Consider the following 23,847-nt stretch of genomic DNA (forward strand, 5'->3'; position numbering starts at 1 on the left):
GCTTAGTGGGTAAATATAATCAGGTTTAACGTCCCAATAACAGGAGTGGGGGCGCATTGAGCCTGATTGTCTATCCTTTTACAATAAAAAGATAGGCTCTTCCCTTGGAGTTGGCTGTACATTTCATGGAAAAGAGGAATGACTGTGCCTACATATACATCGTTTACCTGCTCTGGCCGGGAGGCCCTGTTTCTGTTTCAGTTAATGAATATTCCGGAAGCTGAGGTACTCTTGGCACATCTGAATGATGCGGCATTACAGGGTGAGCAGGCCGAGCGCACTTATGAAAAAATTAAAAACGATCTGATCAAGGATGGAGTTATAGAATCCGAGAATAACGAGATTATCATACATCCACAGGTGAATCAGCTGCTTCAGAGCTGCAAGCTCAGTAGTGCAGTGATCAAGCTCCACCTGCATACAACAAACGCTGAGCAGAGTGATCCATCGATGACATATGGATTCATATCCGGTACAAACATTGTTGAATGGGTTTGGCGCCCTGCACGGGACCAGGTAACTCTGACTACGTTTGAAAGCCTGCAGGATTTGTACCACATCATGGGAAATCGAATTGAATTGCCTGACTCTGCCGAGGAATCACTGGATACCTCCATTCAGAAGGACACATTACAGATGCTGCTGACACTGAAACAACTAGGGATGGAAAGGATAACATTCGCGCTGCGCCAGGATCAGCATGTGCATTCAAATGCAATCCAGGAACTGGCCCAGGCATTTGCAAACATCCAAAAACACGGGCAGTTTGAGGTATCCACACGGGGGATGCAGGACAGTCCACAAATGATTTGTTTTATCGGCAGCAGTACAGGTAACTGGTTATTCATTGAAAACAAGGAAAACAAACAAAGAGAGACGTTTACAGCGTTCAAGATAACGGAAGAAGAACTGATTCAAAGCCTTTTTCTGCTGACGACTCGTACGTTATCCATCTTGCCTGTAGTTTAATCCCATAGAACGTAGGTAAGCTAAAAGGGGGAAATCCAGTTGACCAAAATTGTCATGAAGGCAGAGTACTTGAATTCGCTCGCACAGCAGATTGAACAGGTTACTGCACAGCTGCAGCAGGTAGATGGTGTTCTTCAGCGCTCCATCCAGGGAGCAGCCTGGCAGTCGGGGAATCGGCAGACCATTATCGGTCTGTACCAGTCCCACCAGCAGCGGTTTCAGACCGCTGGACAGAGCATGCAGCAGCTGGCTGCATATGTGAAAACGACACGTGAGCGAATGGAGCAGGAGGACCAATCCGGGGGCACATTCGGGCTTACCGGCTTTAATCCACTTGCTCCATTTGATGGGCCGGGGAGCACGGTAGGAACAGTGACCGCTGCTGCAGCCGTTGCCAAGCTGGGGTATCGGGTCAGGAATGGTTATATGGTGAAGCAGCAGCTCGATCGGAATACACCTCGTATTTTGGTTCGTGAAAGTTATGATTCCGTCAAGGGCAACACGGTAGTCAACGGCAGACCAAGGGATTACAAAATCCATTATGTCCGTGACATTGAAGCCAAAATAGCAAACGGAACAGCTACGCCACAGATTAAGGAAATTGCCTCGATGATCAAACCAGGTTATGCGGTCAGGTCAGCATTAACGGACAAACTGGGCTGGGCCAGCGTAGGGATTGATGTTTTTACGGATACCCAGGAGAACATCAGCCAGAATGCATCCAGTGACAAGATCGCCGGGGATATCATCGGAAACGTTGTTGTCGGTGGGGCGACGACGGTAGGGGCAACGCTCCTGACAGCTGCCATTCTGCCTGCAGCAGCACCCGTGCTGGCTGTAGGTGCAGTTGGTTTGGGCGTATCCGTAGGTCTGACTTATCTCGCGGAAGGGGTAACCATGAACATGGACCTTGATGGCGATGGACAGGATGATTCCGTGAAAGATGTGGTGAAACACGGAGCGAAGAAGGCCTGGTCTACCGTCTCAGGATGGTTCAAATAGATGGCGCGCCAGAAACGTTCCACGTCATCGACGACCACTTCAGTTACAAAAAGGGCTGAAGGAACCTCCTTCCATCAGGATGCGTTTGAGAATTATCTTGCTGTATATGCAGTGGATGGAATACGTTTCAGTGCAGGTACGCTTGTGCTGTTCTTTCTTAACGTATTCCTTTTGATCCCTGTGTTCAGTGTTCCGTTCCAGTCCTTATACGTCTATATTTTGCTGCCTCCTCTGGCGGTAATGAATGTGTGGGCTGTAGCTCTGATTGTGGCCCCGCGCAGGCTGCAGTTGAATTATGTTCTGTTCCGGGGAGTATTCGGGATTGTCTGTTCCTTGGGATTCATGATTATCGTGCAAAAGTTTGCCTATGGCATGCTCGGACTGACAACTCCGTGGTATGCGATTGGGTCGTTTGCCGTGTACGGTTTCGCCTTGTATCAATATGCCAAGTTTCACCTGCGTAAACTGCAGCAGTCCCCGCATCGCCCAAAAGCGGGTGCAGGTTCACGCATGCCTGTGGCCACGCTGACCATGTTAACCGGAGCCGGGTATCTGCTGGCCAACCTATCACTGGCCTTTGTAACGCAGCAGACGGTTGCGGTTGTCCTCATGTGCGTATATATTATGCTGGCTTTTGTTGTATTTCACTTTATCATGGATGTGCATCGTTATTACTGGCTTCGCCGGGTAATGAGCATCGCCCAAGGAACTTCTGTCCACAAGACACAGAATAGTTAATGGAGGTTAAAACATGGAAAAAGAAACACCGACCTTATTGCCCAACGGCTCCGTGATCCGGCTGAAGGAAGGCACCAAAAAGCTTGTCATCTATGGACGCAAGCAAATGTTAATGACCGAACCGCCTCGGCAGTTCGACTATATTGGTTGTTTGTATCCGGAAGGATACATTAATCCGGATTATACGTATGTGTTCAATCATGAAGATATTGAGGAGATTATTTTTAGAGGATATGTGGATGAGGAAGAAGAAGTGTTTGCTGCTAGCTTGAGTGAGTGATTTACTTGGAGAAAAGAATGCTATCTTTGCAAAGGCTAACGGCTGCAAATTCTTTTGAATACAACCTAACGGATCAGCACTATCGTGACTGATCCGTTTCACGGAAACGGGTCGCGGTCTGCTGCAGGCTGGTGCTGGTTTCCTGCAAACCGAGCAGGTAATTGCTTATCGATGTCATGCTGTCATTAATGCGCTGCATGAATTCACGCTGCCGTTCACCTTCCCACTGGCCTTCGGCCTGCTCGACCATCGTTTTGAGCTGAGCGAGAATATCATTGCCGTTCTGGGATGCCTTGCTGAATTCACCTGCTAGCTGCTGCAGCTCCTCAGGCGATAGATCGATTCGCTGGTTCATCGGATTCACTCCTTATCTGTTATACGTCTGCCAATCGTACATATACCATTCATTATAACCCCTTTTTTTACGAAATGAAGCTGGACGAAAGCCTTGTTTTCTCAGCAGTTGCTACGTCTTGAATAGGACAAAACACACATCAAATGAGCCCCAAGCATATGGGGAAGCAAAATGATGTGTGCTTGATGTGTTTATTTTATTTCAACTTTTGCACGGATACAGCCATTTGCTCCAGTTGTGTGTGGGTCAGTGTGTTATTTGGTGAGCTGAGCGTAACATAGCGATCATCGAGTTTGAACGTGAGCATATCTGTTTTGTCCGGTGTATACCACTTCGCAGTTACGCCATTGGACAGTTTTACTTCTTTTCCATCATAGCTGAAGGAGTAGTCTTTCGGCGATACCGTAACATTCATTTGGTTAAAGACGAAGTTCACGCCGTCACCACCAGCACCCACACTTTTGAATGCATCACCGGCAATCATATGCTGAGGTGCGTAAGCTGTCTCAAACCCTTGGAATTTGGCAAACTCCTTACGGATGGTTGCTGTTTGATTCTTGGTGTAGTTTACATCAGCAAACCCGGTAACACCTTGATCATTGCTGTTTACTTTCTGTACAGATACAGCTACTTGTGCAAGCTGTGCCTGAGTCAGCTTATGATCAGGGGAGCTGAGCGTTACATAACGGTCATCCAACTGGAATGTGAGCATGCCCGTTTGATCCGGTGTGTACCATTTGGCGATAACGCCGTTAGACAATTTTACATCCTTGCTGCTGTAACCATCCGAATAATCTCTCGGAGTTACACTTACTTTCATATGGCTGAAGATAAAGCTTACACCATCGCCACCAGCACCTACACTTTTAAAAGTATCACCCGAGACGCTTTGCTGAGGTGCGTAAGCTGTCTCAAAACCATCAAACTGTGCAAACGCTTTTTGGATGGCTTCCTTTTGTGCAGCGCTATAGGATACATTGGTTAGCGTCGAGGGATTGCTTGTCGCTTCGCCGATGGTGACTTGGCCTTTTTTGCCGTCATACGATACAGGTACGTGCAGCGCATCCGCAATGGCACGTACAGGCAGATAAGTTGAATTGTTGTAGGTGATCGGAGCCAGGTTGTTGCCGTTGCCATCGGTTGGTGTATAAGCTGCACCGTCTACATTGAAGCTGATGCCGTGGTTAAGATAAGCCGAGATTTTTTCCAGTTGAGTACCGGCAAATACACCAGCAGCTCCTGTTAGTGTCATGCCGAGTACCATCATCGTTGCTGCGGATTTCTTCAGGTTTTTTTTCATATTATATCTCTCCTTCAGATTGGTTCTGCACTCTACGTTTTAGTGTAAAATGTCAGGATCAACTTATATGGTTGTAATTTGAATGGGCTCGCTGTCCCTTATGGCTTTATATTAAACCCAGAAGGTATCCATAATAATTCTGAATTATCTCCAACTTGTAAACATCGACCATTTATCATCCGGACAAGACTCCAAAGAAAAGCAAAGGAGGGAGGAGTCATGACTGACCTTGATTTTGTGGCGGATCATTATGATATTGGCAAAATTTTAAGCAGAAAGGCCTTACAGAAAGGCAGCAGTTCGAACGCAATGCTGATCCATGCCACCACGGGCAAATATGTGCTGCGTGAGCTCAGGAATGAACAGCAGGCCCTGTCTGAACATGAACTTTATAAGGTACTAGCATCCGTTCGTATTTCTCCAAACATGCTCCAAGCTAGAGGAGGTCTGCCCTATATTCTCTACAACCACAAGATTTATAATTTGCAAACCTACATAGACCATACGATTCCGCATGATCAGGTTCGCGTTGATTTTGTCCGGTTAGGAAAGGTGCTCTCCAACTTTCATCAATTCACGAAACATCTGGATATCCCTCAACAGGGAGATCGTTTTGCATTACCTCAATTATGGAGCGAAGTATCCGCTAAAGTGAACAATTCATTATCCGAAGAAATACGAGCACTAGCGGGGCATACCGAGAGATGCATGGAGTACAACATGGAGTACAGTGCGGTCATTCATGGAGATCTGGGGATTTGGAATCTTCTGTTTACAGAGGAGGCTGTTCAGATTATTGATATGGGCGAAGTAAGAAGGGGCAATCATCATTTTGATCTGGCTGCTGTGCTGACTTCCACAATACGTCCGTCCGTAACTGTAAGAGAATTGGAAACCATCGTGGCAGACTTTGAACGCGGATATGTGCAGGGTGATGCTGTGTTTAACAGGGGAGAATTATTTCAACAAATCCATGTATGGATGCTGCGGGGCTTGCTGGCGGTAATCAGGGAGAGGGGAATTGTTCCCCAAACCATCCCATATGTACGACGGAATTTGGAAGTATTACAAACGTTTAACGCCATACTTAACTGAACCCTTGCTGGTTTAGTTCACTAGGTACAGGATCAGTCCGCCCATGCCAAGCACGATTGCACCAACGTATACATAGGTTAATCGACTTAAGTTTTGCTTGGTCCGGCGGTCATATTCAGGGTTGCTGGTCTGATTGGCTTTGGAATTTCCGATGATTACTGTAGCAATTCCACCGACCAGCGCAATACCAATAATTAAAATATAAGGCAGCCATGACATGAGTAGACCTCCTTCAAAAAGGGTTGATCTTTATGTTTTTATTGTACCCCAGGATGACCTGTGATGTAAGGTGTGATTGTGAGATAAAGGAAAATAAAGTGCCTGTCTTAGCCATTAAAAACAACGATTCGGCAGCCCGTACAGCTGTAGCTGTTTTTTAATTGGGCGGAATCATAACCTGACATGGTAATGGTTTCAAAACCGGATTCGTTTGCCAACAGAATAAATGACATCGATGCCAGGCTTACATCCCGGCCTAACTCGAGCTTCAGCTCTTCATTCGATTTATTTGCATAATACTGTATTGCAGCATTTGCGAGATAATCTCTGAGCGCTTCAGACCATCTCCATCGTTGTTATTTAAGACTCTTTTGAATTATAGTAGGCAATAACAAATGAGAAAATAACGCACAAAAAGGTGGTATAGGCACATTAAAGTATCTATTGGGGAGTGACGGCTCCTAACCGATCAATTGAAACAATTGGAAGGCGATGGACTTGTCCGTAGGGAAATATTTAAAGAGGTGCCGCCCAAAGTGGAATATAGTTTGACTGAACTTGGACAATCATTTATTCCGGTATTAAACACGATGTGTGAATGGGGAAATACGTACGCAAGAACCAAAGGAATGGAGCAGGATGAACACATTCAATGTGATCCTAAATGAACTCAAAATATCAAATATTTGGTATAATGATCATCATGTAACACCCTACATAATGGTTTGGTTAGCCCTTCGAGTCACGAATGAGGTATGATATTTCGGTATGAGCAAAATGCAAAGGAGGCCAGATGAATGAGTGCATCATCAAAACCCGAGCGTCCGGCAAGAAATGTGGATACCCGGCTGTTTATCGCTTGGGCCGTATCCGTCATCGCGACGGGAGGAAGCTTGTATTTCAGCGAGATCAAGGGGTATATCCCATGTGATCTATGTTGGTTCCAGCGGATTTTCATGTATCCACTGACTGTGGTGCTCGGTATCGCCTACTTTAAGGATGACGTGGGCATTACCAAATATGTGCTGCCACTAAGTTTCATTGGAGGCGGGATCTCGTTATATCATGTTACGATTCAGCGCATCTATTCGGCCACAGGAAATTCCGTGGCTTGTGGACGGATTCCTTGTTACACCGACTATCTGAACTGGTTTGGTTTCATCACGATTCCACTACTTGCACTGATTGCTTTTATCATCATTATTGTGATGTTGTGGGGGATTGGCAAAACACCAAAATCTTCTTCATAAGAAAGGACAGATGATAGATGAGTGGACAAGTCCGTTGGTTCATGCCCGTAATCATCCTGCTCCTCACGATGGTGGGCTGCTCCAACGAAGAGCAATCCCAGGGGACGGAACCGCTGGAGATGATTAAGGTGCAGCTCATGGTGCCGGACGAGGTGTCAATCAAGGAAGATGTCGCGTTGCAAATGAAACTGACACAGGGAGATCGACCTGTGTATGATGCGGATCATGTGCAATTTCAGGTGTGGAATGAAGAGAATGAACCAGCTGTCCCTGCTGCAGATAAGGGCATGATGAATCCTGAAGACCTGGAAGCTCAGGGAGCAATTACTGCTGCATCAGCAGGAGATGGGATATACGAAGCCAACTATACGTTTGAAGAAGCGGGCGTGTATGTCGTTCAGGTCCATGTTACCGCAGGGTCAATGCATGCGATGCCGAGAACCAAGGTAACGGTTGTCTCAGGCGAAGCAGCTGCTCAATAAGATCCTTATCCGTATATGCGTAAGCTTCCAACCCGATAAATGATAAGCATCAGCCTTCTGGCTGTATGGCGTCGTTTACCAGGAGCAGGCACTAATCGAGGATAAGGATAAACGAATAACCTCCCTTCCACGCACACAGGCGATGGAATTTGGGAGGTTATTTCATTTCATACAAAGCCTGCTTCCCACAAAAAGTGACGTACAATTCTCGTCTGATACTTGATCCGTACCGAGCGCTTCAGGCTCCAGCAGGTCTCGACGGTAACCGAACGGGCCTGCAGCAACCTGGCGGCAGCTGTGCGGGCAGATCCCGGGAGTTCATGCTGCTTCAGATTGAAGTGCCGATCACGATTTGCGATTGAACGATTCATTTGACCAATAATTCTTTTGCATACCGGAACGGCGCGGCTTCCAGGATTGGTGATCAACGTTTGCCCCAATACACGAGAACTGAGCTGGGACAATCCGTTGGCTTCGTGCAGGTCAATCCACCAGTCCGGTCCATATTCACGAGCGATGCGAAAGACAGCAGAAGCAAGTGGGTGCTTGCCCTTTCCAGATACTCGTCGTGGAAATGTTCTGTTTAGATCAGGATTGCCTCTAATCCTCTTCTCATAAGCCTTCTGGTTCACGCGCGGAATGATAATCAGGAGCCCTCGCTGGATAGTTTGGCGTCCTGCCATGCAATCGTCAGCAAGTTTCTGCGCAGCAGCCATGCTCGCCGTCTCGTTGCCGTGTACCCCGGATGTAATGATCATCACCGGTCCGGGATGAGCTCCGCGTATCAGATAATAGGGAGTGGCGTGCGTGCTGGACGCTACTGCAAGTACATGTTTTGTGACAAGCATGTACATCACCTCCGCTATTACAGTACGTCATGTCCATCTGGCATGTAACGGCATCCGAACAGGCTCTGGCACAGATCCGGACAAAATGGGTCATTCAATATACCCGGTGGATAATATCCTCAAAATCAGGTTCTTTCATCTCCACATCTTCAATTTCGCCCCAGTGTTCGAGCTGTTTCAGAATGTCCATGGTGCTCCATTCTTTTCGGTTCACTTCAATGGTAACGATCTGGCCCTCCACACTCGTCATCTGAATTACAGGGGATACGTTGTCCGGGATGTGAAACGAACCTCGATAAGTCACCCGAATACGTGTGGGGAGACCAATCGTATCCCGCAGAGAGTCGATGCTTCCGTCATACGTAAGCTGACCGTGATTAATCACCATCACGCGACTGCACAATTGCTCGATATCGTCCATGTCATGAGTCGTGAGCAAAATGGTTTTGCCAAAGTCCTCATTTAAGGTGCGCAGAAACTGCCGAATGTTCCGTTTGGCGTTCACATCCAGCCCGATCGTTGGTTCATCGAGAAAAAGCAGTTCGGGGTCATGCAGCATGGAAGCTGCCAGATCGGCACGCATCCGCTGTCCAAGCGAGAGCTTCCGGACAGGCGTAGCCCAGAACGATTCCAGATCCAGCAGCTCCGCGAACTGGGCCAGTCGTTTCGTTTTGTCCTCGGCACGGACTCCGTACATCTCGGCCAAAATATCATACGAATCCTTCACGGGCAGATCCCACCAGAGCTGGCTGCGCTGTCCGAACACCACCCCCAGGCGTCCGACTGTTCGGCGCCTTTCCTGATGTGGATTCATCCCTGCGAGCAAGACTTCACCCGAGGTCGGATGAAGGATACCCGTCAGCATTTTAATCGTGGTGGATTTGCCAGCCCCGTTCGGCCCGATATAACCAACAAATTCCCCTTTGGCAATGTCAAAGCTAATGTCTCGAACGGCTTCCTTGGACAGATACTCACGTGAAAACAAGGTGCGAAGCCCGGAGAACCGGCCCTCACGTACCACAGGGGTTTTGAATTCCTTTTGCAGATGCCGCGCTGTAATCATAGTCATGACGATATTCTCCTCCTCAGCTACCTGTACTTTGATATTTGGTGATGCCGAATTTCCAGAAACGCAGGCTCATGATGAGACTCAGGGCGGCTACAACAACAATCGCAACAAGAACCCATGCACCTAATTGACCGCGAAGCAGGTAGAGGGATGGAACATAGTTGACAAAACCAACCGGGATCACGGTTAACAGAATGCCAGACATCCACTTGGGATATAACGTCAGTGGATATTGGGCAGCCGTACGCGCTGCATCCTCGGTGATGGTCTGCAGCTCCTCGATGCGTGTAGTCCAGAAGCCCAGTGTTGCGGTAGCAAGTCCGATGGAAAATAGGATAACTGCCCCGGTCAGAATGATAAGTAACGAGAACGGAATGGCTGTCCAGCCGATTTGTCCGCTATGCATCATGCCTGCCAGAGACCAGCAGAGAATAAACCCGCCTTGTAACACTTCACCAGCCATGATGCGGAAGTTTTGTGGGAGCAGTGCCAGTAATACGGGCATGGGACGGGTTAATAGTTGATCAAGTTCGCCGTCGACCAAATATTTTTCCAGATGATGCACCTCATTGCCGAACGTCCGATACAGTGTCTTGGATAAGGTCATGATGGCGAAGAGATAACCAATCTCATGAAGAGACCAGCCTTTAATCGCTCCGAATTTGTGCAGCACGAGCGCAACCATCAGAAACTCGGAGATTTGAATCAATGCGGCCAGAACGGAGGCCATGATGAAATTGAACTTGTATTGCATCCGGCTGCGGATGCTTGTTCGAATGAGCATTTTATATAAGGTGAACCAGGAAGTGGCTTTCATCCGCCCTGCACCTCCACTTTACGGCGCAGTACCTGTGTGATTGCCAGACAGATTAAAGTCATGAGGACACACCAAAGCAAGGTTCCCCATAACAAGTAGCCATTTTCGTAACCTAGATAAATTCGGGTTGGGACATAGAGCAGGAAAGGATAGGGCGATAGCCAGGCAATTCGTTCAAGCCAGTTTGGCAGCCATTCCAGCGGGATGAAGAAACCGGCGAGCAGATTCATCAAGGCGTGATTGCCCCAATGCAGCCAGGAGGACTCTGTAGTCCACATCGCGGTGGCACCAATAATGTAATTCATACAGATGGATAAATAGGATGCGCCGGCAAGACCAAGTGCGGCAAATAGCAGGGTTGAAGCTTCCGTGGGCCATTGCAGTGAGAATACGATGGAGAATAGCAGGTAAATCGGAATGCTTTTGTACACGAACTGGTAGGCAATCTGCCCCCATTCACGTGCCATCAGGTGGGTAAACAGATGCACTGGCCTCATGAGATCCAGCGCGATCTGCCCTGTCCTGACAGTAAGTGGAATGCCCAGTCCATTGGTGAGAAATCCGGAGATCCAGAGAGAGGATTGCGTAAACGCAATGTAACTGACCATCCCCTGTGTCCCGTATTCTCCGAGAGAGTGGTCGGCCCCGATGCCAATCCAGAGACAGGCATACATGTAACCGAACATGGCGCTTGCCAGGTTATGTACCATGTGGGCCCCGCGGTATTGCAGGTTCCGGGAGTAGGCTTTGGAAGCCAGAGTGAAATAAAGCATGTGACACCTCCGATAAGTTGGTTGAACGGCGGTCCCGTTCACTTCAGTCAAGGCGAAAAAGAGAGAAGGACAACAGCATACCAATTTATTCCTTCACAGGCAAGACATTTTTTTGGGATATCCCGGAAGAAACAGGGCTGTTCAACAATGCGCCACAAGACAGCGGTCTGTTCAGTCCTTTATAATGGAGGAGCAAGGACGTAAACGTTTACAATCTGAACTATTCAAATTTTAAATAATCCGCCGGGCATGTGCCTGACGATGGGGGATACAGCTTCAACAATCCGGCAAGAGAGAAGGTTGGAATGAAAAAAATTGCATGGGTTACCGATAGTACCAGCACGCTTGATCCGCTGTTTGCAGAGCAGAATCACGTATACATTGTACCGCTGCGCGTCGTATTAGGAGAAGAATGTTATCGGGAGACGGAGGATATCTCATCAGAACAGTTCTATGAGAGGCTTGCTGAGGTTTCAAGAGCAAGCAGTTCTCAGCCGCCTATAGGTGAATTTATCGAACTGTATGAATCGCTAAAAGGACAGTATGACGAGATCATCACCATTCACTGCTCAACCGCGCTTAGCGGAACGCTGCATACTTCGATGCAGGCTGCAGAGATTGCTGGAGTGTCGGTGACTGCAATTGATTCCAGAGCAGGAGCCTACCCGCTGCGGGAGATGATTTTGCAAGGCTTGGAAAAGCAGAAACAGGGATGTACGGTAACTGAAATTAAGCTGCACATTGAGCAGATGATGGATAACATGTCCTTTTACCTCATTCCGGCCAGTCTTCAGCATCTCCACCGCAGTGGCCGCGTGTCTGGCACACAGCTGGTGCTCAGCCAATTGTTGAAGATTCACCTGCTCCTGCGGTTTGATGAGGGCAAAGTTGTTGTAGGCGAGAAGATTCGAACTTTTAAACGTGCCAAACAGCGCATGCTGGAGGTACTCAAGGTGGACATGGAGAAAGTTAAACATGTATGTATCATGCATGCCAACAACCAAGAAGAAGCCCTCACGATCAAACAGCAAATTGCCGATCTGCTTCCCCGGCTTAAGACTGAAATTATGCCTTTTATCCCTGTGGTGGGCATCCATGCAGGTGCGGGTACGATTGGACTATGCTGGATACGAAGTGAGACGATATAAAGAGATTGACCATAGACCCGGCGGGTGCCACCCTTGAAGATAGGTGGCTCTCCTGCCGGTTTTTTTGTGATTCATTTTTGAAGTGACGTTTGAAGAAGTGTCATTCCACGCATTGCCAATTCAACTGAACTGTGAGGTAATAAAAGAAATAGAGAGGCTGGAGGGAATTGACGTGTCAAGTTACCGTTTGCTGTTCGTAGAAGATGATCGTTCAATTAGTGAGATGGTTGGGCCATATCTGGAAAAGGAGGGCTACAACGTCACTTATGCATATGACGGATTAGAGGCAGAGCGCAAGTTTCAGGAAGCACAGCCTGCGTATGATCTTGTAATTCTGGACCTTATGCTGCCTCACCGAAGCGGCATGGAAGTGCTGCAGACTATACGGGCTGCCAGTCTTGTACCCGTATTAATACTATCCGCGAAGGATGGGGAAGTGGACAAGGCACTTGGACTTGGTTTCGGCGCAGACGACTATCTGAGTAAGCCATTTTCGTTAATTGAGCTGACTGCCCGAATCAAGGCCGCCATTCGTCGTGCCAACTATGCTGCACCACCTGTTAATGAAGTCGCAGCCAAGAATCAACGTATTGAAATCGGGGGGTTGGTGGTCGATATGGAAACCTATGAGGTTGAGCGAGAGGGGGCACCCGTAAGGCTGACATCCAAGGAATTCGGCATTCTGAAACTGTTTGTTACCCATCCTGGCAAAGTGTTTACGAAGGCCCAGATCTACGCGTCCGTCTGGAATGATCATTACTATGGGGACGAGAATATTATTAACGTACATATGCGCCGTTTGCGCGAAAAGATTGAGACAGACCCATCGGCACCCCAATACATCAAGACGTTGTGGGGTATCGGCTACAAGCTGGAGGTGGAACAGAAGTGACCTTGATTTTGGGCATGTTGGTTGGCGTTCTCATCATTGTTATCATTCTACTGGCGATAAGGCTGACCAAACGCAGCCGGCAATTGGCATATATTCATCAGAAACTCGCAGGCATTCTGGATGAAGAGACTTATGAACGGCTGCTGGTGTTCAGCAGCGATGCCCAGATCCGTCAGCTTCTGGCCGACATTAACGAGTTACTGGATTATGCACACCGGACCGGAGCCCGGTATGCTAATCAGGAGAAGGAGATACGCAACATGCTGTCCAACATCTCGCATGACTTGAAGACACCACTTACGGTAGTGCTGGGCTACAGTGAGACATTGCTGCACAGCTCTTCATTAACCGATCAGGAGCGGGAAGTGATGATCAGCAAGATCCAGGATAAGGCGCAGGAGGTGCTGCGTCTGATACATTCCTTTTTTGATCTGGCAAAACTGGAGTCTGGGGATACCGAACTTGCATTAACTCGGATAAATCTTAGTGAACTATGCAGGGTGAAGGTGCTTTCCTTTTATGAAATGTTAACGAATCAGGGCCTGCAGGTAGAGCTGTCCATTCCTGAGGGGGATTTCTTCGTGACCGGTAATGAGGATGCACTCGACCGGGTGCTGGATAATCTGATTACCAATGCGATGCGATATGGTGCGGATGGTAAGGTATTGGGCCTTTTGCTTGAACAAACGAATAACGGAGAGGTCATGCTTCAAATCTGGGACAGGGGCAAAGGCATTCCGGAAAGGGAACATGACCGTGTCTTTGAACGCATGTATACTCTGGAGGATTCCCGTAACCGTCTCTATCATGGAAGCGGGCTTGGCCTCACCATCACGAAGCGACTTGTCGAACGGATGGGGGGACGCATTGATCTGCGCAGTGTACCTTATGAGCGGACTTCATTTAAAGTCACTCTAAAATCTCGTTAGTTACCTTTTTTGTGTATTTTGACGAACTTAAGCTTTTTGTAAGATTTGATTAATAAAAAAGCAGACTTTTCTCTTTACAATACAGATATAAGAACCCATCAGGGATCGTAAAGGAGAACAAGAAGAGATGAACTATATTGCACGCACCATCGGTGTGACCAAAACCTATGCAGGCACGGAGGTCGTATCCAACGTCAATATGAATATCAAGCAAGGTGAAATTTACGGATTTTTAGGGCCGAACGGTGCAGGGAAAACGACAATTATGAAAATGTTGACCAATCTGGTTAAGCCCACCGTAGGGGAGATTGAAATGTTCGGTGAGAAGCTTACCCCCAACTCTTATGAAGTACTTAAGCGAATAGGCAGCATCATTGAATATCCTTTTTTCTACGATAAATTGTCCGCCAGGGATAACTTGGAGCTCCACTGTGAGTATATGGGGTTTCATAATAAAAAGGTTATTGATCAGATGATGGAGAGTGTAGGACTGAAAAATACAGACAATAAACCAGTACGTGATTTCTCTCTCGGTATGAGACAGAGGCTGGGTATTGCTCGTGCACTGATTACCACGCCTGAATTTCTCATCCTCGATGAACCTATTAACGGACTCGATCCTGTTGGAATCAAAGAAATGCGAGACCTGTTCAAACGCCTTAGTGCGGAATATAGAATTACTTTGCTCATCTCCAGTCACATTCTGGGCGAGATTGAGCAAATTGCCGATACGGTAGGGGTGATTCGTGGTGGTCGCCTAATAGAAGAGGTGTCCATGGAGAGCATTCGCGGCACTCAGAGCGAATACATTGAGCTGCAGGTGATCAATGCCCGTAAAGCGATCTATGTCATTGAGCACCAGCTCACTCTGAATAATTATAAGTTGGTCGATGAACGTACAGTTCGCATATATGACCCCGGTGTGGCACCATCAGAATTGACGGGCCAGCTTGTTCAGCATGGGATCGAAATTGAATCCATTTTCAAGCGGTCCCATTCACTGGAGGAATATTTTTTGAACATTGTGAAGGGGGATGGGGACGTTGCTTAAACTTGCTTTATTGGAAATGCGTAAGCATCAATTTGCCCGATTTTTCGGATATGCAGCAATTGCCAATGTGGGTATCCTCTTGTTCCTGCTCATGATCGGTTTGGTGGACTGGGGAGCTGAGGATTATGCTTTTAAGACCTTTCCCCTCTCGTTTATGTTGATTGACACATTTTCACGGGCAACCTTTATCATCTTTGCAGGTGCCTTATTATCGAAACTGGTCATTAGTGAATATAAAAATAAAATGATGAATGTGATGTTCACCTATCCAATTAAACGTCACAAAATTATTGCAGCAAAGTTGATTATTGTTTTTCTGTTTACCTTTTTCATGATTATGTTCACCAATTTGCTGATGGGAGCAATCCTACTGGCAACAGATCATTTCTATCACTTCATTCCAAGCGAACTGACAGGTAATGAGGCGCTTCAACTGCTGATCAAATACACGATTAGTTCGCTGTCTGCTGCTGCGATGGCATTAATCCCTCTGTTGTTCGGCATGAGGAAACACTCAACCACGACTACAATGGTGTCATCCATCTTCCTGGTTCTGGTCGTGTGTTCTGGTGTTAATGGACCGAGTGTTTCCATCAATTCCATTATCGTAATTCCATTAACTCTTGGCGCTATCGGCCTTTGGATCGCTTCACTGTCCATGGTTCGACTGGAGACAAAAGATGTAAACTAAAATGCTCGCAAAACCATGCTCCGTATGGCTTCAGATGCCATTGACATCCGCTCGTACAAGGGATAGGATAATGTCAACTGAAACACGAAGGAGAATGCGACTACCATGACGATTCCAAAAACATTGACAATAGCCGGCTCGGATACGAGCGGTGGTGCAGGAATTCAAGCTGATTTGAAAACTTTCCAGGAGCTTGGTGTATACGGTATGACCGTACTGACTACAGTTGTGGCCATGGAGCCTGAGACGTGGGATCACCAGGTCTTCCCTGTGGCTCTGGATGTAGTGGAAGCACAGCTCCGTACCGTTCTGGACGGAATCGGTTTTGATGCCATGAAGACGGGGATGCTGGGTTCCGTAGATATTATTGAACTGGTTTCAAAGCATATCCGCCGCAGTGGCCTGCCGCAGATCGTCATTGATCCGGTGATGGTCTGCAAAGGTACCGATGAGGTGCTGCAGCCTGAGAACACGGAAGCGATGATTGAATTTTTGCTGCCGGGTGCGGACCTTGTAACTCCGAATCTGTTTGAAGCTTCCCAACTGGCCAAGAGCGGACCGATCCGTTCCAAGGAACAGATGGAAGCCGCTGCTGCTGTAATTCACAACCATGGGGCGAAGCATGTCCTGATCAAGGACAGAGGCGTCATTACCCCAGGCAAAGCGATGGATCTTCTCTATGATGGCAAAAACTACGAATGGTATGAAGCCGATGTTGTTGGTTCCGGTTATACGCACGGTGCGGGTTGCACAACCTCTGCAGCGATCACCGCAGGTTTGGCGCGCGGTCTGTCTGTAAAAGAGGCTGTACGTGAAGGGAAAGCCTTCATTACTCAAGCGATTGCTGGCGGATTCCCGCTTAATCGTTTTGTTGGCCCGACGTTGCACGCGGCACACCGCATGGAGCACCAACGCTAATAGCGGATGCTGTAAGTGGTACCGGAAAGAGAACATGGGATTCAGCTAAAGGGTGGTTGTCAATGGGCGAAGGTGGCTCGTTGGTAACCGCCTTTTTGTGTGGATTGTTGAAAATTCAGTAACTTATGATGGTTATTAATCGTATATAAGATGGAGTTCATTCCAGAACATGGATGGACACACGAACGACACATGAAATCGTTATGTTAACAAAAGAAAGATAAAAGGAGAGTCGGCCATGGTTAGAACAGTGCTTCTCGTGGAAGACGAAAGCCGCATTCGTGAAATTGTGGCCGATTATTTTATAAAGGAACAATGGAATGTGATTGAGGCGGAACATGGTGTTGAAGCGCTCCAATTGCTGGATCTGCATGAAGTGGATCTGGTCATTCTGGATGTACTGATGCCTGAAATGGATGGATGGACACTATGCGGGCATATTCGGTCCCAATCCACCGTACCTATTATAATGCTGACCGCAAGGTCTGAAGATGATGACAAGATCCACGGATTTAACCTTGGTGTGGATGACTATGTAACGAAACCGTTCAGCCCTCGTGTACTGGTCGCGCGTGCCGAGACATTAATGAAGCGAGTCGAAGGTGCGATCAGCAGGGAACAGGGTGTGATCCGGTTTGGTCACGCGGTGCTTGATCCTTGGGCAAGACGACTGGAGAAGGACGGAGTGGAGGTAGAGCTTGCTCCGAAAGAGTATGAACTGCTGCTCTACCTGACACGCAATCAGGGAATCGTTTTATCCCGGGATGCCATCCTCAACCGGGTATGGGGATATGATTTTGACGGTGACTCTCGCGTTGTAGATACACATATCAAGAAGCTGCGCAGCAAACTCGGAGATGAGGCCAAGTGTATCCGTACAGTCATCGGCACGGGATATCGATTCGAGGCTGAGGCATGAGACGTAATGGTGTAACGATGAAACTGTTTCTGGTGATGGCGGGTTTCCTGCTCCTGCTATACGGAACAACGGTGACTGCCCAGTTGGTCTGGTTCCCGGACTTTTATCAGCATCAGAAGATTAGCAGCATGAAGAAAAAACTGGCGAAATTTGAACAGCAGTATTCTAGCGGGCATTGGGATAGTGTACAGCTGGCCAAGGAAACCGGGAAATTTATGCGTCAAAATCAGTCACATCTGGTGATTCTGACGAACACGGGGAAACTGGTCAATGACCCGTTCCACATTACACTGCTCCGTGAGGACGGCAGTCAGGTGAACGTGTCGCTGTCCCTGTTTATTAATAGTGAGAATGCGGGCTGGATTGCCACACATCTGAAGTACGGTCAGGAACTGACCGTCACAGGTCCAGCCAGTGGGTTGAACAAACCGATGGTCTATCCGGTGAAAATTCAGGACGAAAACTCTGCTGTGCGAGGTACGGAGGATTTTATGGAGCTCTCTGAGCCGGTTCAGGAATGGTCTGGTGTGTTAACCGAAGTGGTGCTTCCCAATCTGGGTACATGGAGTCAGAGACAGGGCTTGCTTGTGCAGGCACTGAACAGCCGCTTCCCGCTCACTACGGAGGACCAGCTAAGTTTGGCCAATGGTAAAATGCTTGCTGAAGAATGGACCGATAGCTGGAGTGGAGTCCGGAATGTGATTACCATAGCTCCGGTCCATAAGAACGGGCCACAGCAGCAGCTTATCTTCTCTCTGACTTCCCTACAGGAAATGAGGGAGGCGAATGAAGCAACTCGTTTGTTTTATGCATACTTTGGTATGGGTGCATTTGTATTGATTCTGTTCCTGTCCCTGCTATTGTCCAGAATTGTCACGAAACCTCTGCTGGCCCTGAACCATGTTGCCAAAAAGATGTCGACCCTTGATTTCACCGTGAAATCACCGATCAAACGTAATGATGAAATCGGCAGTTTGTCCGATAGCTTGAACGCTCTTTCAACCACGTTAGGGCAGACCTTGGAAGAACTCAGGCAGGCAAATCGTCAAATGCGGACGGATATGGAAATGAAGCAGCGGATTGAACAGCGGCAGCGTGAATTCTTTGCCGATGCATCGCATGAACTCAAAACACCCATCAGCATCATCAAAGGGTATTCGGAAGGTCTGAAGGATGGAGTTAGCGAGAACAAGCGCGAGCGTTACATTGAGATCATTGCCGATGAAGCAGTCAAAATGGAAACCATGGTCGAAGAAATGCTGGATCTGGTTAGGTTGGAGTCCCAGGCCATCAAGCTGAACACCGGTGCTGTTGTCCTTGGAGACATGATCGAGGAAATTGCCGGTCGTCTCGGCCCTCAGCTGAAGGAAAAAGGGCTGGATATCGTGCTTGTCTCCACCACGGAGCAGACTGTTGAGGGAGATCGCAGCAAGCTGGAGCAAGTATTTTATAACATGATGATGAATGCTATACGTCATGCGCTGCCGCAGACCGATATAATGATTGAGATCAGCAGACTGGAAGGGCAGGTAAGAATCTCCATCGAGAATAAAGGCGAGGGCATTTCGGAAGCTGAACGCCAATATATCTGGGAAAGGTTTTATCGGGTAGAGCGATCACGCAATCGCAAAATGGGAGGAACCGGGCTGGGCCTGGCTATAGCGAAGCAGATTCTGGATCTGCACGGGTGCAGTTATGGAGTAGAGAACACGCCGGACGGAGTCCGCTTCTATATCATTTTTCCAAATGCTTAGTAAGAAAGGGAGTCAAGTCTTATGAAATCTTTACCGTCCATCTTAACTTTGGGCAACTTAACATCAGGCATGCTCGCAGTCATTATGGCTATTCATGGCGAGTTCGCGCTGGCGGTGACCATGATCTGGGTTGCCATGTTCTTTGATTTGTTTGACGGCTTTGCCGCACGAAAATTGCATTGCGAGGGGGAGTTTGGCAAGGCGCTGGATTCGCTGGCGGATGTCATTTCCTTCGGAACGGCCCCCGTACTAATTTTGTATCTGAATTCCATGAACGAAGTGAATGTGCTCGGCATGGCACTGACGGCGTTATTTCCGGTGTGCGGCGCGCTGCGTCTGGCCCGTTACAACTGTCAGAAGACAGCAAGCACGGGTTTTGTCGGAATGCCAATTACATTCGCAGGCGGACTGATGTCCTTTTTCGCGCTCTGGAGTCCTTATTTCACTCATGGTGTAGCCTATCTTGTTATCGTTGTATTATCCGGTCTAATGGTTAGCCAAATTCGATTCCCATCTCTGAAACAGGTGTTGGCGCCTCATGAGAAGGACGTCGTGGAACCGAAATAAGGAGCGAGTCAGTCATGGAAATTGCTAAAGAATTTATTGGTCAATATGGATATTTTGCAATCTATGGATTGCTCGCTCTTGGTGTCATTGGCATGCCCATTCCGGATGAGGTGATGATGACCTTTGTCGGTTATCTCGCCTCCATCTCGGTCCTTAATTATTCAGTCTCAATTATTGTCAGTTTCGGCGGTGCATTTACGGGAGGGCTGCTCAGCTATGCGATCGGCAAGAAGGCGGGTAGACCCCTCGTAGTCAAGTATGGCAAGTGGGTAGGCGTAAACCCCAAACGGCTGGGGAGGGTGGAGGGCTGGTTCCTGAAATACGGGTATTGGTCCATTATTCTGGGATATTTTATTCCGGGCATTCGTCATCTGATGTGTTGTTTCTCCGGCATCAGCCGCATGGCAATAGGGAGATATGTACTGATCTCAGGTATCGGGGCATTCATCTGGTGTGTTGTGTTTATCTCGATTGGATTCTACGTTGGTGTATTAACTTAAAATGGACAACCTGTGTAAGATCCAGGTTGAGGATAAAGACCACTTGTAAATGGAGCGGTCTTTTTTTGTTGCCCTGCGGACTTTTAACGAACTTGACCGTGCTTAATTAGGCGATATGCGCAAAAATAGATCTTTAACGAACTTGAGAACTCTTATTTCAGGAAGAAATGATGTAGATCGTCGTGGTAACTCGTAATAACGTGTCTATGATTCGTAAGATAATGAACATTATTGTATGTAGTGAAATAGGGTTCCTCAAGTTCATAAGCTGTAGGTCCGATAGCGTTGTTTGCCACTAGCGACATAATACTCGTTGTTCGATCAAACCATGAAGTACTCGTCGGGCATGCTGATCCGTGATCCGAAGGTGCGTTGCTAGTTCGGAAGGTGTAAAGGGACGAAGAACACGTCTGGCATACCGTAGCGTCTCAGCTTCGAGCCAGTTTAATGATGCGGGTGTGTCCGTAGCAACGAATTTCCCTATAAAAGCAAGTACAAGCTGTTGGCAACGTTTCGGTTAATCCTTGATAGAAAGATATGCTAGGGGTAAAAAAATCCAATCATCGAGTGCCAGTAAACAATGCCTCCAGCATAGATCTTTAAAACGGCGGACATCGAGGTCACGGGCATGAGGGCCGTATCCCTGTATCTCAATACCTCCCTTAATGCCGTTATCAGGCAGATAAGCCAAATCCAAATAACGGTAGCCATTATGAAAGTCTCGAACCTCCCACTCTGGGTACAGACGGTTGAAGTTTCTTACTACGGGGAACCAGACTGAGCGCAAAAATTCTAAAGTTCCATGTTCGAGGCCGTTTTCTATTCTCGCACGAATTCTCTGATTATCCTCTTTTATCAAAAGGGAGTGCAACCATTCCTCATAAGCTTGCTCAAATCCAGCTGTCATCGTACTCGTCACTCCTTAATAAATTGTGCAAAACAAAACAATACAAAAAGCCGCCTTGAACATGTTCCTTCCTTCGGCTTCGAAGGTGAACAATGGTTCAAAGCGGCGTGTGCTTCACGACCTAAATGGTTAATCTGATGAAATCATAGCTTTAAACTTCACTGAATTCAACAGTGGTTTCATTCCCGGTGATATTGATTAACTATCCATTTAGATGAGCTTCTTCAATCCCTTTTTCAATACGGGCTTCCCCTTTTTTGCGGGCAAAGGTTATTTTGAGCAGAGGTGGAGTAACCAGTGTAGTGACGATTACCATGATGACAACGCTGGTGAAATATTCAGAGTCGAGCAAGCCGGAAGCAAGTCCGGTTGAGGCAATAATCAATGCCACCTCACCCCGTGAGATCATGCCAGACCCGATGGCCAGGGACGAAGTCCGATCAAACCCGGTAAGCCGTGCACCGACTCCACCGCCAAGCAGCTTCGTCACGATAGCGATTAAACTGATCACGATGATGAACCAGATCTGAGAACCGACACCGTCAAACGTAACATTCAGACCGATACTTACAAAAAATACAGGCACAAAAATACTGTAGGCAATGGGTTCCACTTTGCTTTCGACTTCATGTTTGAAAGTGGTTTGGGAAATTGCAATACCGGCAGCAAATGCTCCAATGATACCCGCTACACCCATCCATTCGGCAAAATAGGAAAATCCGAAACAGATAATCAGCCCAGTCGTAATAACTGTTTCAGTAACCTTCAGTGGTGCCATCCATTTCATGATTCGAGGAACAAGGAACCAGCTGGCTGCAATAATAATAATAAAGAACAGCAGCTTCTTACCAATAAGCAGACCAATTGAAGTGTCACCTGCTCCTGTACCCAGCAAGCTCATCATGACAGCGAGTAATACAACGACCAGGACGTCATCAACAACAGCTGCACCAAGTATGGTTGTACCTTCGCGTGAACTGAGCTGATCCATGTCCTTCAATGTCTGGACAGAAATACTTACAGATGTAGCGCAGAATAGAAGTCCGAAGAAAAGAGCATGAGCTTGTGACATGCCAAAGGCGATGGCAGAACCGTACCCCCCGATAAATGGAAGAATGATTCCACCGACTGCAACGGCAAAAGCGGCCTTCCAGTTCTTCTTCAGCTGCTCCAGATCCGTCTCAAGTCCGGCGATAAACATCAACAACAGAACACCGATCTCCGCCATATAGTGGACAAAGTCGGTTTGTTGAACCCAACCCAGAATAGCAGGCCCGAGAACAACACCGATAATGAGCTTCCCAAGTACCGAGGGCTGACCAAGTCTTACGGAGAGATCTCCAGCAAGCTTAGTGAAAATCAGAATTAATGCAAGAGACAAAATAAATTCCATAGGTGTGCTCCTCTCCAGCAGTAGGCGTTTATAAGGTTGCCTCACCAAGGGCGCTTCATTCCGTGCCTGCAAAACAAAAAATGGCATAGAAGGGCGTAAACAACCGTGCCCTAATATGCCATAAAAAAGACAAAGAGGGGCCCTTGGTGACAGGCTCCTCCGATTTCAACGCGTATGTGATTAATTGCATTAATTATACCATAAAGACTCTTTTGGGTAAACCATTAGCAGCAGACAATCGGATGAAAACGAGCTGTTAAGGGTATTTTATATGGATATGAAGCGCTTTTTGTTCAGAGTGTTGTCACTTAACAGGGGGCAGATGGCGAGATATAATGACATAGAACATAGAAGTTAGCATATAAGGAGGATTTTGCATTGGGCAAACATAACAAAGGGGATTCGAATATTCAATCGAATTCGGCTGCCCCTACCAGTAATAAAAATTTTGCAGGTCTCATTATTACCATTTCCATTCTCGCCAATGTCATTATTTTATTGTTGTTCTTCGCACCTTCGATCGGATACAAAGGGGATGTGGCCTTTGATATTACGGTACTGCCGCGATTTAATGCCGTGTTTAACAGCTTCACATTTATCTTCTTGCTTGCTGCACTGATTGCCATTATCAAAAAGAATGTAAAGCTGCATAAAAGATTTATTCTTGCCGCGTTCTCAACAACCCTACTGTTTCTCGTTACGTATCTGTCGTTTCACTATCTTTCTCCCGAAACGTCTAAATACGGCGGGGAAGGTATCGTTCGCTCCATCTATTTCTTCATTTTGATTACTCACAGTATCCTTGCCGCCATTATTGTGCCGCTGGCTTTGTTCACCCTCGTCTGGGGCTGGACAAATCAACTGAAGAAACACCGCAAAATTGCACGCTGGACGATGCCGATCTGGCTGTACGTCAGTTCCACAGGTGTAGTCGTTTACCTGATGATGGCACCTTACTATTAATGCAGCTTGTAGTTTATC

The 23,847-nt window shown here is 47.4% G+C and carries 26 protein-coding genes and 2 pseudogenes; 19 read left to right on the forward strand and 9 right to left on the reverse strand.

The genetic code is table 11. From position 1 onward, the window contains the following. Nucleotides 1-144: 144 nt before the first annotated feature. From AAIH57_RS25690 to AAIH57_RS25705, 4 genes are read left to right on the forward strand one after another with little or no spacing between them, the layout of a single operon-like run. Nucleotides 145-969 (forward strand): hypothetical protein, encoded by an 825-nt coding sequence (locus AAIH57_RS25690; protein WP_430023521.1) that lies wholly within the window; start codon nucleotides 145-147, stop codon nucleotides 967-969. 39 nt (nucleotides 970-1,008) lie between these two features. After that, nucleotides 1,009-1,971: a hypothetical protein gene (locus AAIH57_RS25695; protein WP_246310824.1), complete on the forward strand. Its 963-nt coding sequence runs from the start codon at nucleotides 1,009-1,011 to the stop codon at nucleotides 1,969-1,971. Continuing rightward, nucleotides 1,972-2,709, forward strand: coding sequence for a hypothetical protein (locus AAIH57_RS25700; RefSeq protein WP_175395255.1), 738 nt, complete (start codon nucleotides 1,972-1,974; stop codon nucleotides 2,707-2,709). It abuts the gene before it with no gap. Nucleotides 2,710-2,722: 13 nt separating this feature from the next. Beyond that, nucleotides 2,723-2,989 (forward strand): DUF4176 domain-containing protein, encoded by a 267-nt coding sequence (locus AAIH57_RS25705; RefSeq protein ID WP_175395256.1) that lies wholly within the window; start codon nucleotides 2,723-2,725, stop codon nucleotides 2,987-2,989. A gap of 79 nt (nucleotides 2,990-3,068) precedes the next feature. On the opposite strand, the gene AAIH57_RS25710 is transcribed toward AAIH57_RS25705, so the two are convergent. Both AAIH57_RS25710 and AAIH57_RS25715 read right to left on the reverse strand, forming a co-directional pair. Further along, a complete protein-coding gene (locus AAIH57_RS25710; protein ID WP_175395257.1) occupies nucleotides 3,069-3,344 on the reverse strand; it encodes a WXG100 family type VII secretion target in 276 nt (91 codons plus the stop codon). A gap of 196 nt (nucleotides 3,345-3,540) precedes the next feature. Continuing rightward, the gene (locus tag AAIH57_RS25715) at nucleotides 3,541-4,644 is read right to left on the reverse strand and encodes a stalk domain-containing protein (protein WP_430023522.1); all 1,104 of its coding nucleotides are present in this window, start codon (nucleotides 4,642-4,644) and stop codon (nucleotides 3,541-3,543) included. A gap of 219 nt (nucleotides 4,645-4,863) precedes the next feature. Here AAIH57_RS25715 and AAIH57_RS25720 point away from each other — a divergent pair, with 219 nt between their 5' ends. Then, nucleotides 4,864-5,739, forward strand: a complete 876-nt coding sequence (locus AAIH57_RS25720) for a phosphotransferase (protein WP_430023523.1) — start codon at nucleotides 4,864-4,866, stop codon at nucleotides 5,737-5,739. Nucleotides 5,740-5,751: 12 nt separating this feature from the next. On the opposite strand, the gene AAIH57_RS25725 is transcribed toward AAIH57_RS25720, so the two are convergent. Continuing rightward, nucleotides 5,752-5,958 (reverse strand): hypothetical protein, encoded by a 207-nt coding sequence (locus AAIH57_RS25725; protein WP_175395260.1) that lies wholly within the window; start codon nucleotides 5,956-5,958, stop codon nucleotides 5,752-5,754. A gap of 467 nt (nucleotides 5,959-6,425) precedes the next feature. On the opposite strand from AAIH57_RS25725, the pseudogene AAIH57_RS25730 reads away from it, so the two are divergent. The 3 genes and pseudogenes from AAIH57_RS25730 to AAIH57_RS25740 all read left to right on the forward strand — a co-directional run. Further along, nucleotides 6,426-6,626, forward strand: a pseudogene (locus AAIH57_RS25730) (winged helix-turn-helix transcriptional regulator); the annotation flags it as partial. 129 nt (nucleotides 6,627-6,755) lie between these two features. Further along, nucleotides 6,756-7,208: a disulfide oxidoreductase gene (locus AAIH57_RS25735; RefSeq protein ID WP_430023524.1), complete on the forward strand. Its 453-nt coding sequence runs from the start codon at nucleotides 6,756-6,758 to the stop codon at nucleotides 7,206-7,208. Between the two features lie 17 nt (nucleotides 7,209-7,225). Next, nucleotides 7,226-7,690, forward strand: a complete 465-nt coding sequence (locus AAIH57_RS25740; RefSeq protein WP_430023525.1) for a choice-of-anchor X domain-containing protein — start codon at nucleotides 7,226-7,228, stop codon at nucleotides 7,688-7,690. Between the two features lie 167 nt (nucleotides 7,691-7,857). On the opposite strand, the gene AAIH57_RS25745 is transcribed toward AAIH57_RS25740, so the two are convergent. The 4 genes from AAIH57_RS25745 to AAIH57_RS25760 form a co-directional block, all read right to left on the reverse strand. After that, nucleotides 7,858-8,538, reverse strand: a complete 681-nt coding sequence (locus AAIH57_RS25745) for a deacylase (RefSeq protein ID WP_430023526.1) — start codon at nucleotides 8,536-8,538, stop codon at nucleotides 7,858-7,860. A 94-nt stretch (nucleotides 8,539-8,632) separates the two neighbouring features. Beyond that, nucleotides 8,633-9,601, reverse strand: coding sequence for an ABC transporter ATP-binding protein (locus tag AAIH57_RS25750; RefSeq protein WP_175395368.1), 969 nt, complete (start codon nucleotides 9,599-9,601; stop codon nucleotides 8,633-8,635). A 22-nt stretch (nucleotides 9,602-9,623) separates the two neighbouring features. Further along, the gene (locus AAIH57_RS25755; protein ID WP_175395265.1) at nucleotides 9,624-10,424 is read right to left on the reverse strand and encodes an ABC transporter permease; all 801 of its coding nucleotides are present in this window, start codon (nucleotides 10,422-10,424) and stop codon (nucleotides 9,624-9,626) included. Beyond that, on the reverse strand, nucleotides 10,421-11,197 hold the full coding sequence (locus AAIH57_RS25760; protein ID WP_175395266.1) for an ABC transporter permease: 777 nt from the start codon (nucleotides 11,195-11,197) through the stop codon (nucleotides 10,421-10,423). The genes AAIH57_RS25755 and AAIH57_RS25760 overlap by 4 nt, the downstream gene beginning before the upstream one ends. Before the next feature lie 305 nt (nucleotides 11,198-11,502). On the opposite strand from AAIH57_RS25760, the gene AAIH57_RS25765 reads away from it, so the two are divergent. The 10 genes from AAIH57_RS25765 to AAIH57_RS25810 all read left to right on the forward strand — a co-directional run bounded on the left by AAIH57_RS25765 (nucleotide 11,503) and on the right by AAIH57_RS25810 (nucleotide 20,566). Then, nucleotides 11,503-12,345, forward strand: coding sequence for a DegV family protein (locus AAIH57_RS25765; RefSeq protein ID WP_175395267.1), 843 nt, complete (start codon nucleotides 11,503-11,505; stop codon nucleotides 12,343-12,345). Nucleotides 12,346-12,517: 172 nt separating this feature from the next. Further along, nucleotides 12,518-13,237, forward strand: coding sequence for a response regulator transcription factor (locus AAIH57_RS25770; protein ID WP_430023527.1), 720 nt, complete (start codon nucleotides 12,518-12,520; stop codon nucleotides 13,235-13,237). Between the two features lie 5 nt (nucleotides 13,238-13,242). Continuing rightward, entirely contained in the window at nucleotides 13,243-14,166 is a 924-nt protein-coding gene (locus AAIH57_RS25775) for a sensor histidine kinase (RefSeq protein ID WP_430023571.1), read from the forward strand. A gap of 127 nt (nucleotides 14,167-14,293) precedes the next feature. After that, the gene (locus AAIH57_RS25780) at nucleotides 14,294-15,217 is read left to right on the forward strand and encodes an ABC transporter ATP-binding protein (protein WP_430023528.1); all 924 of its coding nucleotides are present in this window, start codon (nucleotides 14,294-14,296) and stop codon (nucleotides 15,215-15,217) included. After that, entirely contained in the window at nucleotides 15,210-15,908 is a 699-nt protein-coding gene (locus tag AAIH57_RS25785; protein ID WP_175395269.1) for an ABC transporter permease, read from the forward strand. Before AAIH57_RS25780 ends, AAIH57_RS25785 begins: the two co-directional genes overlap by 8 nt. A 105-nt stretch (nucleotides 15,909-16,013) precedes the next feature. Continuing rightward, nucleotides 16,014-16,826, forward strand: a complete 813-nt coding sequence (thiD, locus tag AAIH57_RS25790; protein WP_175395270.1) for a bifunctional hydroxymethylpyrimidine kinase/phosphomethylpyrimidine kinase — start codon at nucleotides 16,014-16,016, stop codon at nucleotides 16,824-16,826. 238 nt (nucleotides 16,827-17,064) lie between these two features. Further along, nucleotides 17,065-17,745, forward strand: a complete 681-nt coding sequence (locus AAIH57_RS25795) for a response regulator transcription factor (protein WP_175395271.1) — start codon at nucleotides 17,065-17,067, stop codon at nucleotides 17,743-17,745. After that, entirely contained in the window at nucleotides 17,742-19,499 is a 1,758-nt protein-coding gene (locus AAIH57_RS25800; RefSeq protein ID WP_430023529.1) for a sensor histidine kinase, read from the forward strand. Before AAIH57_RS25795 ends, AAIH57_RS25800 begins: the two co-directional genes overlap by 4 nt. Before the next feature lie 21 nt (nucleotides 19,500-19,520). Continuing rightward, the gene (gene pssA, locus AAIH57_RS25805; RefSeq protein WP_175395273.1) at nucleotides 19,521-20,066 is read left to right on the forward strand and encodes a CDP-diacylglycerol--serine O-phosphatidyltransferase; all 546 of its coding nucleotides are present in this window, start codon (nucleotides 19,521-19,523) and stop codon (nucleotides 20,064-20,066) included. 14 nt (nucleotides 20,067-20,080) lie between these two features. Beyond that, a complete protein-coding gene (locus tag AAIH57_RS25810; RefSeq protein WP_175395274.1) occupies nucleotides 20,081-20,566 on the forward strand; it encodes a DedA family protein in 486 nt (161 codons plus the stop codon). Between the two features lie 261 nt (nucleotides 20,567-20,827). On the opposite strand, the pseudogene AAIH57_RS25815 reads toward AAIH57_RS25810, so the two are convergent. Then, nucleotides 20,828-21,473: pseudogene (locus tag AAIH57_RS25815) on the reverse strand (transcriptional regulator). A gap of 202 nt (nucleotides 21,474-21,675) precedes the next feature. After that, complete coding sequence (locus tag AAIH57_RS25820) at nucleotides 21,676-22,866, reverse strand: cation:proton antiporter (RefSeq protein WP_430023530.1); 1,191 nt, start codon at nucleotides 22,864-22,866, stop codon at nucleotides 21,676-21,678. Between the two features lie 378 nt (nucleotides 22,867-23,244). Here AAIH57_RS25820 and AAIH57_RS25825 point away from each other — a divergent pair, with 378 nt between their 5' ends. Beyond that, on the forward strand, nucleotides 23,245-23,829 hold the full coding sequence (locus tag AAIH57_RS25825; RefSeq protein ID WP_175395276.1) for a DUF420 domain-containing protein: 585 nt from the start codon (nucleotides 23,245-23,247) through the stop codon (nucleotides 23,827-23,829). Nucleotides 23,830-23,847: the final 18 nt, after the last annotated feature.

It is taken from the genome of Paenibacillus sp. MABNR03 (assembly GCF_050455445.1).
Taxonomy (GTDB): domain Bacteria; phylum Bacillota; class Bacilli; order Paenibacillales; family Paenibacillaceae; genus Paenibacillus; species Paenibacillus xylanilyticus.

What these genes read in the sequence shown, in the direction of transcription:
- AAIH57_RS25700 (WP_175395255.1), top strand. Translation starts at nt 1,972, where the DNA reads ATGGCGCGCCAGAAACGTTCCACGTCATCGACGACCACTTCAGTTACA.
- AAIH57_RS25705 (WP_175395256.1), top strand. Translation starts at nt 2,723, where the DNA reads ATGGAAAAAGAAACACCGACCTTATTGCCCAACGGCTCCGTGATCCGG.
- AAIH57_RS25710 (WP_175395257.1), bottom strand. Translation starts at nt 3,344, where the DNA reads ATGAACCAGCGAATCGATCTATCGCCTGAGGAGCTGCAGCAGCTAGCA.
- AAIH57_RS25715 (WP_430023522.1), bottom strand. Translation starts at nt 4,644, where the DNA reads ATGAAAAAAAACCTGAAGAAATCCGCAGCAACGATGATGGTACTCGGC.
- AAIH57_RS25720 (WP_430023523.1), top strand. Translation starts at nt 4,864, where the DNA reads ATGACTGACCTTGATTTTGTGGCGGATCATTATGATATTGGCAAAATT.
- AAIH57_RS25725 (WP_175395260.1), bottom strand. Translation starts at nt 5,958, where the DNA reads ATGTCATGGCTGCCTTATATTTTAATTATTGGTATTGCGCTGGTCGGT.
- AAIH57_RS25735 (WP_430023524.1), top strand. Translation starts at nt 6,756, where the DNA reads ATGAGTGCATCATCAAAACCCGAGCGTCCGGCAAGAAATGTGGATACC.
- AAIH57_RS25740 (WP_430023525.1), top strand. Translation starts at nt 7,226, where the DNA reads ATGAGTGGACAAGTCCGTTGGTTCATGCCCGTAATCATCCTGCTCCTC.
- AAIH57_RS25745 (WP_430023526.1), bottom strand. Translation starts at nt 8,538, where the DNA reads ATGCTTGTCACAAAACATGTACTTGCAGTAGCGTCCAGCACGCACGCC.
- AAIH57_RS25750 (WP_175395368.1), bottom strand. Translation starts at nt 9,601, where the DNA reads ATGATTACAGCGCGGCATCTGCAAAAGGAATTCAAAACCCCTGTGGTA.
- AAIH57_RS25755 (WP_175395265.1), bottom strand. Translation starts at nt 10,424, where the DNA reads ATGAAAGCCACTTCCTGGTTCACCTTATATAAAATGCTCATTCGAACA.
- AAIH57_RS25760 (WP_175395266.1), bottom strand. Translation starts at nt 11,197, where the DNA reads ATGCTTTATTTCACTCTGGCTTCCAAAGCCTACTCCCGGAACCTGCAA.
- AAIH57_RS25765 (WP_175395267.1), top strand. Translation starts at nt 11,503, where the DNA reads ATGAAAAAAATTGCATGGGTTACCGATAGTACCAGCACGCTTGATCCG.
- AAIH57_RS25780 (WP_430023528.1), top strand. Translation starts at nt 14,294, where the DNA reads ATGAACTATATTGCACGCACCATCGGTGTGACCAAAACCTATGCAGGC.
- thiD (WP_175395270.1), top strand. Translation starts at nt 16,014, where the DNA reads ATGACGATTCCAAAAACATTGACAATAGCCGGCTCGGATACGAGCGGT.
- AAIH57_RS25795 (WP_175395271.1), top strand. Translation starts at nt 17,065, where the DNA reads ATGGTTAGAACAGTGCTTCTCGTGGAAGACGAAAGCCGCATTCGTGAA.
- AAIH57_RS25800 (WP_430023529.1), top strand. Translation starts at nt 17,742, where the DNA reads ATGAGACGTAATGGTGTAACGATGAAACTGTTTCTGGTGATGGCGGGT.
- pssA (WP_175395273.1), top strand. Translation starts at nt 19,521, where the DNA reads ATGAAATCTTTACCGTCCATCTTAACTTTGGGCAACTTAACATCAGGC.
- AAIH57_RS25810 (WP_175395274.1), top strand. Translation starts at nt 20,081, where the DNA reads ATGGAAATTGCTAAAGAATTTATTGGTCAATATGGATATTTTGCAATC.
- AAIH57_RS25820 (WP_430023530.1), bottom strand. Translation starts at nt 22,866, where the DNA reads ATGGAATTTATTTTGTCTCTTGCATTAATTCTGATTTTCACTAAGCTT.